This window comes from Mixta tenebrionis, from assembly GCF_006517625.1.
In the GTDB taxonomy this organism is placed as follows: domain Bacteria; phylum Pseudomonadota; class Gammaproteobacteria; order Enterobacterales; family Enterobacteriaceae; genus Mixta; species Mixta tenebrionis.
In genome coordinates this window covers 49,459-62,540 of sequence record NZ_VHQI01000005.1, presented here as the reverse complement: position 1 = coordinate 62,540, position 13,082 = coordinate 49,459, and the positions used below count along the sequence as shown (strand labels likewise).

13 protein-coding genes are annotated in these 13,082 nt (G+C 57.6%); 6 read left to right on the top strand and 7 right to left on the bottom strand.

The genetic code is table 11. From position 1 onward, the window contains the following. Positions 1 to 2 precede the first annotated feature (2 nt). The gene (locus FKM52_RS09410; protein WP_141175947.1) at positions 3 to 683 is read left to right on the top strand and encodes a response regulator transcription factor; all 681 of its coding nucleotides are present in this window, start codon (positions 3 to 5) and stop codon (positions 681 to 683) included. Continuing rightward, entirely contained in the window at positions 680 to 2,032 is a 1,353-nt protein-coding gene (locus tag FKM52_RS09405; protein ID WP_141175946.1) for an ATP-binding protein, read from the top strand. Before FKM52_RS09410 ends, FKM52_RS09405 begins: the two co-directional genes overlap by 4 nt. A 73-nt stretch (positions 2,033 to 2,105) precedes the next feature. On the opposite strand, the gene crr is transcribed toward FKM52_RS09405, so the two are convergent. From crr to cysZ, 5 genes are all read right to left on the bottom strand, one after another. Next, on the bottom strand, positions 2,106 to 2,609 hold the full coding sequence (gene crr / locus FKM52_RS09400; RefSeq protein WP_141175945.1) for a PTS glucose transporter subunit IIA: 504 nt from the start codon (positions 2,607 to 2,609) through the stop codon (positions 2,106 to 2,108). Positions 2,610 to 2,652: 43 nt separating this feature from the next. Then, positions 2,653 to 4,380, bottom strand: a complete 1,728-nt coding sequence (gene ptsI / locus FKM52_RS09395; protein ID WP_141175944.1) for a phosphoenolpyruvate-protein phosphotransferase PtsI — start codon at positions 4,378 to 4,380, stop codon at positions 2,653 to 2,655. Between the two features lie 156 nt (positions 4,381 to 4,536). Next, positions 4,537 to 4,794 carry a phosphocarrier protein Hpr gene (ptsH, locus tag FKM52_RS09390; RefSeq protein ID WP_038624898.1) on the bottom strand — a complete coding sequence of 86 codons (258 nt, stop codon included), beginning with the start codon at positions 4,792 to 4,794 and terminating at the stop codon, positions 4,537 to 4,539. Positions 4,795 to 5,189: 395 nt separating this feature from the next. Then, a complete protein-coding gene (gene cysK, locus FKM52_RS09385; RefSeq protein ID WP_141175943.1) occupies positions 5,190 to 6,158 on the bottom strand; it encodes a cysteine synthase A in 969 nt (322 codons plus the stop codon). 198 nt (positions 6,159 to 6,356) lie between these two features. Next, a complete protein-coding gene (cysZ, locus tag FKM52_RS09375; protein ID WP_141175941.1) occupies positions 6,357 to 7,139 on the bottom strand; it encodes a sulfate transporter CysZ in 783 nt (260 codons plus the stop codon). Positions 7,140 to 7,357: 218 nt separating this feature from the next. Here cysZ and zipA point away from each other — a divergent pair, with 218 nt between their 5' ends. The 3 genes from zipA (at position 7,358) to FKM52_RS09360 (ending at position 10,671) form a co-directional block, all read left to right on the top strand. After that, positions 7,358 to 8,371, top strand: coding sequence for a cell division protein ZipA (zipA, locus tag FKM52_RS09370; protein ID WP_141175940.1), 1,014 nt, complete (start codon positions 7,358 to 7,360; stop codon positions 8,369 to 8,371). 67 nt (positions 8,372 to 8,438) lie between these two features. Then, positions 8,439 to 10,466 (top strand): NAD-dependent DNA ligase LigA, encoded by a 2,028-nt coding sequence (gene ligA, locus FKM52_RS09365; RefSeq protein ID WP_141175939.1) that lies wholly within the window; start codon positions 8,439 to 8,441, stop codon positions 10,464 to 10,466. Continuing rightward, positions 10,459 to 10,671, top strand: a complete 213-nt coding sequence (locus FKM52_RS09360; RefSeq protein WP_167519764.1) for a DUF3820 family protein — start codon at positions 10,459 to 10,461, stop codon at positions 10,669 to 10,671. Before ligA ends, FKM52_RS09360 begins: the two co-directional genes overlap by 8 nt. 50 nt (positions 10,672 to 10,721) lie before the next feature. Here the strand turns inward: FKM52_RS09360 and FKM52_RS09355 are convergent, their stop codons facing one another. Then, on the bottom strand, positions 10,722 to 11,717 hold the full coding sequence (locus tag FKM52_RS09355) for a bile acid:sodium symporter family protein (protein ID WP_141175937.1): 996 nt from the start codon (positions 11,715 to 11,717) through the stop codon (positions 10,722 to 10,724). 94 nt (positions 11,718 to 11,811) lie between these two features. Between FKM52_RS09355 and FKM52_RS09350 the strand changes: the two genes are divergently transcribed. Continuing rightward, positions 11,812 to 12,732 (top strand): LysR family transcriptional regulator, encoded by a 921-nt coding sequence (locus FKM52_RS09350; protein ID WP_141175936.1) that lies wholly within the window; start codon positions 11,812 to 11,814, stop codon positions 12,730 to 12,732. On the opposite strand, the gene FKM52_RS09345 is transcribed toward FKM52_RS09350, so the two are convergent. Then, positions 12,729 to 13,052 (bottom strand): FlxA-like family protein, encoded by a 324-nt coding sequence (locus FKM52_RS09345; RefSeq protein WP_141175935.1) that lies wholly within the window; start codon positions 13,050 to 13,052, stop codon positions 12,729 to 12,731. The genes FKM52_RS09350 and FKM52_RS09345 overlap by 4 nt on opposite strands. Between the last annotated feature and the right edge of the window lie 30 nt (positions 13,053 to 13,082).

The following is a 13,082-nucleotide window of genomic DNA, read 5'->3' as shown; positions in this document are numbered from 1 at the left end:
GTATGAAAATTCTGTTAGTCGACGACGATCTTGAGCTGGGCGCCATGCTCAGCGACTATTTGCAGGGCGAAGGCTTTGAAGCCTCGCTGGTGCTTACCGGGCAGGCGGGCATCGACGGCGCGCTGTCGGGGAAATTCCAGGCGGTGATCCTGGATATTATGTTGCCCGATATGAGCGGCATTGACGTGCTGCGTCAGGTACGGCAGGGCAGCCGCATTCCCGTTATTATGCTGACGGCGAAGGGCGATAATATCGATCGGGTTATCGGCCTGGAGATGGGCGCTGACGACTATGTGCCTAAACCCTGCTATCCCCGCGAGCTGGTGGCGCGCCTGCGGGCGGTGCTGCGCCGCATTGATGAACAGCCGGCGCAGCCGGAGAAAAAAGAGGTGGCGCGCTGGCGCGATCTGACGTTAAACCCGGCCACGCGCATCAGCGAATGGAAAAACAAGCCGTTTGATTTAACCGCGTCAGAATTCAACTTACTCGATCTGCTGCTGCGCTCGCCCGATCGCGTGGTGACGAAAGATGAGCTGTCGGAACAAGGGCTGGGGCGCCCGCGTGAGGCCTACGATCGCAGCGTCGATGTGCATATCAGCAATATTCGCCAGAAGCTGGCGGGACTGACCGGTGATGCGATCAATATCGAAACCGTGCGCAGCATCGGCTACCGCATTCGATGAGGTCTCGTTTTCGCGGGTGCCTGTTCTGGAAAATTCTGTTCGGCTTCTGGCTGGTCTTTTTTCTGATTAGTCAGCTGCTGTGGCTGGGTTTTACGCTTTACGGCAAGCATCGGGAGCCGCCGGAGCATATCGCCACGCGGCGCATCGTCAATTTGCAGATGGCGTCGGCGGCGTCGGTTTTGCAGCATGGCGGCCTGCCGGCGCTGGATAATATGATGTCGGACTGGGCGCCGGGCGACCGGCGCTTCTTTGCGGTGACGCCGATGCCTTTTCCGCCGCAGGAGACGCCGCGCCGGCAGCTTAACGTTGCGCTGCAGGGGAAAGGCTATCCCGACCAGGTGGTGGAGTGGGTGACCGGCGCCGATGGGCAACAGTATCAGCTGCGCTACGATGTAAAAGGGCTGCGTGAAGATAGCGAGATGGGCGGCCCGCCGCCGAAGATCCTTAATATTCCGGAGCCGGTTTTCTGGTTTGCCGGGCTGATGGGGCTGTTGTTCAGTTCGCTGCTGGCCTGGAATCTGACGCGCCCGATGCGTCAGCTGCGGCTGGGCTTCGCGCGCGTATCAAACGGCGATCTCTCTGTACGCCTCTGGCCGCAAATGCGCCGCCGCCATGACGAGCTGTCGGCGGTGGCGCGCGACTTCGACGCGATGGTGGAGCGCCTGGCGGTGCTGGTCAGAGCGCGTGAAGAGCTGCTGCACGATATCTCACATGAGCTGCGCTCGCCGCTGGCGCGTCTGCAGCTGGCGACCGGGCTGGCCCGCCAGACGCCGGAGACGGCGCACGCCTCGCTCGATCGTATCGATGAAGAGGCGCGGCGGCTTGATAAGATGATTGGCGAGCTGCTGGCGCTGTCGCGCGCGGAGCATGAGAATATGCCCGATGAGCAATATTTCGATCTTTACGGCCTGCTGGAAACGGTAGTCAACGATGCCCGCTATGAGGCGCAGCTGCCCGGCGTGGAAATAGCGCTGGAGGCGGAACAGGGCGCAGACTATACCCTGAAGGGCAATGCGGAGCTGGTGCGGCGCGCGCTGGAGAATGTAGTGCGCAACGCGCTGCGCTATTCGCTACCGGGCCAGCAGGTGGTGATTGCCTTACGGCCTGACGGCGGCTGGCTCTGCGTCTGCGTTAGCGACAGCGGCCCAGGGGTGGACGCCGATAAGCTTTCCAGCATCTTCGATCCTTTCGTGCGGGTGAATTCGCCGCTGCAGGGCAAGGGCTACGGGCTGGGATTATCTATCGTGCGCAAGGTGGTGCTGGCGCATCACGGTGAAGTACAGGCGGCGAACGGGCGCAACGGCGGGCTGGAAATGACAATTCGTTTGCCGCGCTGGCAGGGTAATTAAGCGGCGCGCATTAACTATTGAAGCAAATAACAAACGGCGCCCGCAGGCGCCGTTCGTTTTATTACCTTACCGGTTATTTTTTAATACGGATAACCGGCGTTTCACCTACGGTGACCTGACCGGTGAGCTTGGTCAGCTCTTTAATTTCATCCATATTGGAGATCACAACCGGCGTCAGCGTAGATTTGGCTTTCTCTTCCAGCAGGGGCAGATCGAACTCAATAACAACATCGCCTTTTTTCACTTTCTGGCCTTCTTCCGCGATGCGTTTGAAGCCTTCGCCTTTCAGCTCTACGGTATCGATACCAAAGTGAACAAACAGCTCAATGCCGCTCTCAGATTCGATAGAGAATGCATGGTTGGTTTCGAAGATTTTGCCGATGGTGCCATCAACCGGGGCAACCATTTTATTGCCCGCCGGTTTAATTGCGATGCCGTCGCCGACAATTTTCTCCGCAAATACTACGTCCGGCACGTCTTCGATATTTACGATTTCACCAGAGAGCGGGGCGACGATCTCAATAGTGCCAGATGCGCTTTCTGTTTTATCACCAAACAGTTTGGAAAAAAAACCCATGATCTTCTCCTAAGCAGTAATGTTGGGCCAGCGTATCGCGGAATCAGCAGAGTGTTTTTTCTTTAATGAACTTGTTGACCAGGTTCATCAACTCTTCCGCCGTCGGTTGAGCCAGAGCCTGCTCTGCTAATGCCTTAGCATCTTCGAAGTTCGTATTACGAATGATCTTCTTGATGCGCGGGATAGAAATGGCACTCATGCTGAATTCGTCCAGCCCCATTCCCAATAACAGTAGTGTAGCACGTTCATCACCTGCCAGCTCACCACACATGCCGGTCCACTTACCTTCGGCATGAGAAGCATCAATCACCTGCTTAATCAAACCAAGCACCGACGGCGTCATTGGGTTATAAAGATGGGAAATCAGATCGTTACCACGATCCACCGCCAGAGTATACTGCGTTAGGTCGTTTGTCCCAATACTAAAGAAGTCAACTTCTTTTGCAAGATGACGGGCAATGACCGCTGAAGCCGGCGTTTCAACCATAATGCCCACTTCAATGGCTTCGTCGAATGCTTTGCCCTCTTCACGCAGCTGCGCCTTCAGCATCTCCAGCTCTGCTTTCAGGAAGCGAACTTCTTCCACCGAGATGATCATCGGGAACATGATACGCAGTTTGCCGAACGCGGAAGCACGCAGGATCGCGCGCAGCTGCGCATGCAGAATTTCTTTGCGATCCATGGCGATACGGATCGCGCGCCAGCCGAGGAACGGGTTATCTTCTTTCGGCAGGTTCATATAGGGCAGGTCTTTATCGCCGCCGATATCCATGGTGCGGACGATCACCGCCTGTGAGCCCATCGCTTCCGCTACGGCTTTATAGGCCTGGAACTGCTCTTCTTCGGTCGGCAGCGCGTCGCGATCCATAAACAGGAACTCGGTACGATAGAGGCCGACGCACTCTGCGCCGTTGCGCTCGGCGCCTGGGATATCGCGCACGGTGCCGATGTTGGCGCCGACTTCCACCTGATGGCCGTCCAGCGTAATCGCCGGCAGATCTTTCAGCTTGGCCAGCTCATTTTTTTCGCTCAGATACTGATGCTGTACCGCTTTCAGCTCTTCGATGACTTCAGCAGTCGGGTTAACGTAAACCTTGTTGTTAACGCCATCCAGAATCAGATAATCATCGTTCTTAACGCGACTGGTGACGTCACCGGTGCCGACAATAGCAGGCAGCTCAAGCGAACGGGCCATAATAGAGGTGTGCGAAGTGCGGCCGCCCAGATCGGTGATAAAGCCCAGCACTTTTTTCAGATTCAGCTGCGCGGTTTCGGACGGCGTCAGATCTCTGGCCACCAGCACCACTTCATCTTTGATAGCGCTCAGATCGACAATATGCAGACCAAGAATGTTTTGCAGCAGGCGCTTACCGATATCACGTACGTCGGCGGCACGTTCTTTCAGGTATTCGTCGTCGAGTTCTTCCAGCGCCTTCGCCTGGCCTTCGATCACGCTGTGGGTGGCGGCATCGGCGGAAGCCAGCTCATCTTTAATCAGGCTGATGATTTCCTGCTCAAGCTCTTCATCTTCCAGCAGCATGATATGACCTTCGAAGATGGCTTCTTTCTCTTCGCCGAAGGTTTCGCCTGCTTTAATTTTGATGGCTTCCAGCTGCGCGGCCGCTTTACGACGACCTTCGATAAAACGCGCAACTTCTTGATCAACCTGATCGGCAGAAATTTTCTTCCGGTTGATGACGATTTCATCTTCTTTCAGCAGAAGTGCCTTGCCGAAAGCGATACCCGGTGATGCTAAAATGCCTGAAATCATAACCTTACCTTTTTATAACGATGCCTACCAGGCTAAACGAGGTGCCAGGATCCTGCGGAACCGTATTGTACCGAGGCAACAACGCGGACTTAATGTCCGCGATAGATATATTTGCACTCAGTTGCCTGATGAAACGGTTTTTCGGCGACTGGTCGATTACTCGAGTTCAGCCATCAGTTTAACCAGATGCTCAACGGCCTGCTGCTCATCTTCACCTTCAGCAGACAGCGTCACCACGGTACCCTGAGTCAGACCCAGCGTTTGCAGTTTGAACAGGCTTTTCGCACTGGCGGATTTGCCGTTGGAAGTCACGGTGATTTCAGAGGCAAACGCTTTTGCTTCTTTAACGAACTGAGCAGCCGGACGAGTATGCAGGCCATTAGGTGCGGTGATGGTAACTTCTTGCTGGAACATTATATTTCCCCAACTTAATTAGGTTTGGTGTTTTGTCTCTAAAGTCTAGCCTGGCGGCGAAACTTTAGCCTGTGAAGGTCGCGCTGGTTCGAGTACAGGACTCACCAAAAGATGCGCAGTTAAGGCATGCGAGCCGGCGGGGCGAAAACAGGGATTTTCGCTTCGCTGCTCCACTCCTCATTATGCCGCCTGTTACGCTATTCCGCCAAATCAGTAAATCGATTCAGCTTGATCCAGTTCAAGCGGCGATTAATTTTGTGCTTCGAAATAATTGCATGCTTAAATACCAGAGCTACCCCCCTGAATCAACGCTTATGAGGGGTAAAGTTTGATGTATGCCACAAAAAAGCGCCCCTTTGGGCGCTTTTTGCTACATTTTTAATATCCTGGCATTATTATTGCAGCTCTTTTTCGCTGAACAGGTCAGCAAACAGCGCGGTGCTTAAATAGCGTTCGCCGGAAGAGGGCAGGATAACGACAATATTCTTGTTGGCGAAGGATTCTTCTTCCTGCAGCCTGAGCGCGGCAGCCACGGCGGCGCCGGAAGAGATGCCGGCCAGAATGCCTTCTTCGTCCATCAAGCGACGGGCGGTGGCGATCGCTTCTTCATTAGTTACGGCAACCACGCGATCCACCAGGCTTAGATCAAGGTTGCCTGGAATAAAGCCAGCGCCGATGCCCTGAATTTTATGCGGGCCGGGCTTCACTTCCTGGCCGGCCAATGTTTGGGCGATCACCGGCGAGTCGGTCGGCTCTACCGCAACGCTGATTAACGCTTTCTTCCCTTTGGTATTCTTAATATAGCGCGTCACGCCTGTCAGAGTGCCGCCGGTGCCGACGCCGGAAATAAATACGTCTACTTCGCCGTCGGTATCTTCCCAGATCTCCGGGCCAGTGGTTTTTTCGTGGATTTCCGGGTTCGCCGGATTGCTGAACTGTTGCAGCATCAGGAACTTGTCAGGATCGCCGGCGACAATCTCTTCCGCTTTGGCGATGGCGCCTTTCATGCCTTTCGCGCCTTCGGTCAGCACCAGGCTGGCGCCCAGCGCTTTCAGCAGCTTGCGTCGTTCAACGGACATGGTTTCCGGCATCGTCAGCGTCAGTTTATAGCCGCGCGCCGCGGCAACGTAGGCCAGCGCGATACCGGTATTGCCGCTGGTTGGCTCCACCAGCTCGATGCCCGGTTTCAGGATGCCGCGTTTTTCCGCGTCCCATATCATATTGGCACCGATACGGCATTTGACGCTGAAGCTGGGATTACGGGACTCAACCTTCGCCAGAATACGCCCATTGCCGATGCGGTTCAGACGAACCAGCGGCGTATGACCGATTGTCAAAGAGTTGTCTTCATAAATCTTGCTCATAGCCCGTCCTTAACTGTATGAATTTTGGGAAACCCTGAGAGCATACCTTTTCCAGTTTCGCAAGGAAGGAAGGAAATAGTATATGGATATGTTTAGTCGAAATAAGCCGGGCTGAAAATGCATAAGCCGCAACGCTGCGGCTGAGGGCGCTAAACCGGTGATGGTGGCGCCGCCAGCCGCGACGCGGCAACAGGCGGCTCAGCGCGCGTCGGGGCTGAGCCGCGGCGCATCCTGTCCCGCCTGATGGCGATAGCGATCGACCCACATCGCCGTCGCGCCGCAGACTGCAACCGGCATAATCGCCAGGTTCAGCAGGGGAATCATGGTGAACAGGCTGACCAGCGCGCCGAACTGCATATTGTCGGTTTTGTGCCGGCGCAGCGCGCTGCGCATCTGCGGAAAACTCACCTTATGGTTATCGAAAGGATAATCGCAATATTGAATAGCGAGCGTCCAGGCGCTGAACAGAAACCACAGCACCGGCGCGACCGTCTGGCCGAAGCCGGGAATAAAGTAGAGCAGCAGCAGACCCAGCGCGCGCGGCAGATACCAGGCGAGCTTCTGCCACTCCCGCTTCATAATGCGCGGCACATCTTTCAGCATCGCCAGCCAGCCGCTGTCGGGCAACGGCTGGCCCGTCAGACGTCCTTCCAGCTGCTCCGCCAGCAGGCCGCAAAATGGCGCGGCGATCCAGTTGGCGATAGTCGAAAAAAAATAGCTAAACACCAGCACGATGGAAAGCACGGTCAGCGGCCAGAGCAGATAGCTCAGCCACTGCAGCCAGTCCGGCACGTGCGACATAAGCTGCGGTATCCAGCGCCCCAGACGGTGAAACAGCCAGGCAAAGGCGCCGCCGAGCAGGATAATATTCACCAGCAGCGGAATAATAACGAAACGGCGGATGCCCGGCAGACGGATCAGTTTCCAGCCCTGCGCAAAATAGTGGATGCCGTTACCGGCAGCGGGAGGACGCGTAGTCATCGACAGTTTTTCTCCTCGATTAGTCAGGCGAGGCTATCATACCCTGACTTTTTTCGCATAACAGATGTCCATTGGCTGAAAAAGCAGCAAAAAATCGAACTGTTTCTATCTTATTTGTCATAAAATACGGCGCAGACTTGCACTTGCTTAGCGGGACAAATACAGTTAGAGGATAAAGTTTGCCGTGGTGGCAAGGTATTGGAACAACAGAGAATACAATGATGCAGGATTTGCGTCTGATATTAATCGTTGTTGGCGCGATTGCCATAATAGCGCTACTTCTTCACGGCCTGTGGACCAGCCGTAAGGAGCGCTCATCCGTTTTTCGCGATCGCCCGCACAAGCGTTTAAAGCAGGATGATGAAGAGAACCTGACCGGGGACGATGATTCCGGCGTGGGCGAGGTGCGCGTGCGTCGCGCGCCCGCGAAGCCTTCCCATAACGAACCCTCTTTTGATGGTTTTGCTGCAGATGACGAAGAGTCCGCGCCACGTTCGCCAGAGCGCAAGCCGCATCCGGTACGCGACGGCGTTCCGGTCGCCGCGCGCCCGCAGCGCGATCCGCTGTTTGACGATGAGCCGGCCGCACAGGCTGATGACGCAGCGCCGGCCATCCAGCCGCAGAGCGAGCGTCAGCCCGCCGTCGCGCCGCAGCCAGCGGCGCCGCGCCAGCCTGAAGAGCCAACGATAACGCTGCCGGATGAAGCGGATGTGCCGCAGCGGCAGGATGAGCAGGCAGAGCCGACGGTCGCTGCGCCCGCAGCTGAACCCGCCGCGCCGGCTGCCGCCGCGCCGCGTGAAGACGCGCGGCGTAAAGAAACGGTGCTGGTGCTGCACGTAGCGGCCCACGCCGGCGGTACGCTGAACGGCGAAAGCCTGTTGCAGGGCATTCTGCAGGCGGGCTTCCAGTTTGGTGAAATGAATATTTTCCATCGCCATCTCAGCCCGGCGGGAAGCGGGCCGGTGCTGTTCAGCCTGGCGAATATGGTGAAGCCGGGTTCGTTTAACCCGGATGCGATGAGCGATTTCACCACGCCCGGCGTCTCGATCTTTATGATGGTGCCCTCCTATGGCGATCCGAACCAGAACTTTAAGCTTATGCTGCAGTCGGCGCAGCGCATCGCTGATGATGTCGGCGGCGTGGTGCTGGACGATGAGCGTCGCATGATGACGCCGCAAAAACTGGAAACCTATAAGGCGCGTATCCGCGACGTTATCGACGCTAACGCCTGAGCGACCGGTTTACTTTCCCTTTCCTGAACCCCCGCTTGCGGGGGTTTTCTTTCTCTGATGGTGCGTTATGGAATCCGTACAAGACAAAATTACCGAGCTGCGAACCACGCTTCGTCATCATGAATATCTTTATCACGTGCTGGACGCGCCGGAAATCCCCGATGCGGAGTACGATCGCCTGATGCGTGAACTGCGCGCGCTGGAAGAGCAGCATCCCGATCTGATCACGGCGGATTCGCCAACCCAGCGCGTCGGCGCCGCGCCGCTGACGGCGTTTGAGCAGGTGCGCCATGAAGTGCCGATGCTGTCGCTTGACAACGTATTCGATGAGGCGGGCTACCTGGCGTTTAACAAGCGCGTGCAGGATCGCCTGAAAAGCAGCGATGAAATCACTTTCTGCTGCGAACTGAAGCTGGATGGGCTGGCGGTCAGCCTGCTGTATGAGGATGGCCTGCTGGTGCGCGCCGCCACGCGCGGCGACGGCACTACCGGCGAAAATATTACCGCCAACGTGCGTACCATCCGCGCCATTCCGCTGCGCCTGCATGGCGACAATATCCCGGCCCGGCTGGAAGTGCGCGGCGAAGTATTTATGAACCAAAGCGGCTTCGAAAAGCTGAATGAAGAAGCGCGCCGCACCGGCGGCAAGGTGTTCGCCAACCCGCGTAACGCAGCGGCGGGATCGCTGCGCCAGCTCGATCCGCGCATTACGGCGAAGCGTCCGCTTACCTTTTTCTGTTACGGCTTCGGGCTGGTTGAGGGCGGCGAACTGCCGCACAGCCACTGGGAGCGGTTGCAACAGTTTAAAGCCTGGGGAATTCCGGTCAGCGATCGCATTCGCCTCAGCCACAGCGCGGAAGAGGTGCTGGCTTTTTACCATCAGGTAGAAAAGGATCGCCCGGCGCTGGGATTTGATATCGATGGCGTGGTGATCAAGGTGGATTCGCAGGAGCTGCAGGATCGGCTGGGCTTCGTGGCGCGCGCGCCGCGCTGGGCCGTCGCCTTTAAGTTTCCGGCGCAGGAGCAGCTCACCACGGTGCGCGACGTTGAGTTTCAGGTGGGACGTACCGGCGCCATTACGCCGGTAGCGCGGCTGGAGCCGGTGCAGGTGGCGGGCGTTATGGTCAGCAACGCGACGCTGCACAACGCGGATGAAATTGCCCGTCTGGGGCTGCGCATCGGCGACCGCGTGGTAATCCGCCGTGCGGGCGACGTCATCCCGCAGGTAGTCAACGTGGTGGAATCAGAGCGCGACAGCGATACGCGTGAAGTGGTGTTCCCCAGCCGCTGCCCGGTATGCGGTTCGGACGTAGAGCGCGTCGAGGGAGAGGCAGTCACGCGTTGTACCGGCGGGCTGATCTGCGGCGCCCAGCGTAAAGAGGCGTTAAAGCATTTCGTTTCACGGCGCGCGCTGGATGTCGAAGGCATGGGCGATAAAATTATCGACCAGCTGGTAGAGAAAGAGTATGTGAAAACGCCCGCCGATCTGTTCCGCCTCAGCGCCGTGACGCTGATTGGGCTGGAGCGCATGGGGCCTAAATCGGCGCAGAACGTAGTGGACGCGCTGGAGAAGGCGAAGGCCACCACGCTGCCGCGCTTCCTTTATGCGCTGGGCATCCGTGAAGTTGGCGAAGCGACGGCAGTCAATCTGGCGAACCATTTCGGCTCGCTGGAAAAGATCATGGATGCCGATCTGGAGGCGCTGATTGCCGTGCAGGACGTTGGCAAGGTTGTGGCGGCGCATCTGCGTAACTTTATGGAAGAAGAGAGCAACCGCGAGGTAATCCGCCAGCTGGTTGAGGATATCGGCATCCACTGGCCGGAGATTATCCCGGTTAATGTCGAAGAGCTGGATAGCCCATTCGCTGGAAAAACCGTGGTGCTGACCGGTTCGCTGAGCATTATGTCGCGCGACGAGGCGAAAGAGCGTCTTAGCGCGCTGGGGGCGAAGGTTAGCGGCAGCGTATCGAAGAAAACCGATCTGGTGATCGCCGGCGAGGCCGCCGGCTCCAAGCTGGCGAAAGCGCAGGAGCTGGGGATCGCGGTAATTGATGAAGCGGAGATGATTCGCCTGTTGGATGCCGCGCATGGATAAGCAGCAGCTGGTGGCGATCGCCAATACCCTGATGCCGTTCGGCAAATATCAGGGGCGGCGGCTGATCGATCTGCCGGAGCCTTATCTGCTGTGGTTCGCCCGCAAGGGCGAATTTCCGCCAGGTAAGCTGGGAGAGCTGATGCAGCTGACGCTGGCGATTAAAATCGACGGGCTGGAAAGCCTGGTGCAGCCGCTGAAACGCTAAAACTCACGGGCGCCGCCGGCAACGACGCCCGTGAGCTATTTCCGGGGTAGCTATTTCCTAACTTCCGCCGCGGGCGCCTGCGCCGCCTGCTGTGCCTTGTGGTAGCGCTGGGCGATAAACGAACAGACCATCAGCTGGACCTGATGAAAGATCATCAGCGGCAGCACGATAATGCCCACCGAGGCGGCGGGAAACAGGATATTGGCCATCGGCACGCCGTTCGCCAGGCTTTTCTTTGAGCCGCAAAACAGAATGGTGATCTCATCGGCGCGGTTAAAGCCAAACAGACGCGCCGCCAGCAGGTTAATTAACAGCACAATTACCAACAGCGCTATGCTGCCTGCGAGGATCCAAACCAGCGTCATCACGCCGACGCGGTGCCAGATGCCGTTCACTACCGCTTCGCTAAAGGCGGAGTAGACCACCAGTAAAATCGACGACTGATCCGTCTTGCCGATCAGGCCGCGATGGCGCTCCACCCAGCCGCCGATCCAGCGGCGCGCCAGATGTCCCAGCACAAAAGGCACCAGCAGCTGCAGCATAATGCGGCCTACCTGCTCCAGTCCGTTGCCCGGCATTGCGCTGTGAATGTTCATCACCAGGTTGACCAGCAGCGGAGAGATAAACACGCCAAGCAGGCTGGAAGCGGATGCGCTGCATACCGCGGCGGCGACGTTGCCGCCCGCCATCGAGGTAAAGGCAATGGCGGACTGCACCGTGGCAGGCAGAATGCAGAGGTAGACAAAGCCGGTGTAGATATCATCGCTGAGGTTAACCGGATGCCACCAGACCAGCAGCAGTCCCAAAATCGGAAACAGCACAAAGGTGCTGAACAGGATCCACAGGTGCAGCCGCCAGTGACTGCTGCCGGCGATGATTTTTTCACGCGACAGCTTGGCGCCGTGCATAAAAAACAGTAGGGCGATAGCGGCGGTAGTCAGCCAGTCGAACAGCGGGACGAACAGGCCCTGCGCGGGTAAAAAGGTAGCCAGCAGCACCACAATCAACAGCTTGACCATCATCGGATCGAGGCGAAGAATTGCCATTGTTAAAACCTGGTTAGAAATGGATAGGCGTATTGTGCGTCAGCGGTGTTTAGAAATAAAATTGATTTATTGCATCCATTCATGAATATAGTCGATGAATTACTCTTTACGACAGCTGCGGGTGTTTGTGGCCGTGGCGCAGCAGGGCAGTTTCAGCCAGGCGGGACAGGCGATCGGCCTGAGCCAGTCCGCCGTCAGCCACAGCATTAAAGAGCTGGAGGCGGCGATCGGTATTCGCCTGCTGGATCGCACTACGCGCGAAGTCATACTAACCAGCGCCGGTCAGCAGCTGGCTACGCGGCTGGAGCATCTGCTGGAAGAGCTGCATACCACGCTGCTTGACACGCGCAGCTTTGGGCAGCAGCGCAGCGGCACGGTCAGGGTTGCGGCCAGCCAGACAATATCAGCCCACCTGATGCCGCAGTGCCTGGCCGCCAGCCAGCGGCGCTATCCCGACATTAAGGTGACGCTGCGCGATCGCCCCCAGCAGTGGGTAGTGCAGAGCGTGCGCGATGCGGAGGTGGATTTTGGTATCGTTGTCGGCCCGCTGGCGGCAGGCGAGTTTGCATCCCAGCCGATACTGGCCGAGCCTTTCCTGCTGCTCTGTCGACAGGATGACGCGCTGGCGCAGGCGGAAACGGTCTGCTGGTCGCTGCTGAACGGGCGCACCATGGTGTTGCAGGATTATGCGTCCGGCAGCCGGGTGCTGATTGATGAGGCGCTGAAGCAGCAGCAGGTGACGGCGGAAATCGTGCAGGAAATCGGGCATCCCACCACGCTCTATCCGATGGTTGAGGCGGGAATCGGCATCAGTATTCTGCCGGCGCTGGCGTTGCCGCTACCGGCGGGACGTCCGTTGACGGTGCGTCGGCTACAGCCGGAAATTAATCGAACCTTAACGCTGATTCATCGTAAAAACCGCTCGCTGTCGCCTGCGGCAGAGGCGATCTGGCAGGTGGTGCGCCAGCAGGCGATGCTGCTGACGCAACAGCGGCAACGGATGCCCGCTTTTTAGATATAAACGTTGAGCAGGTGCTCCTCCGTTGGACGATTAACGCCATCGGCAATATTGACGCTGCCGCTTGCGCGCGTCTGCTGCTGTTGATTCGCTTCCTCCGCCTGTTGGCGCTGTAGCTGAACCAGCTGCGCCTGTAGCAGTTTAATCTGCGTCTGTAGCTGCTGCTGTTTTACCTCGCTGTCGGCATCTGAGTTACTCGCCTCTTTCAGCTGCTGCTGTAGCTTAGCAATCCGGCTGGTGAGGCGTGCAGCTGCGGCCGCGCTGTCGCTGCTGCTTTGCGCTGCGCCGGCGCTGCCTGGAGTAGTGATAGCTATCATGATCGTCTCCCTGGTGGTGGATCGCTATAC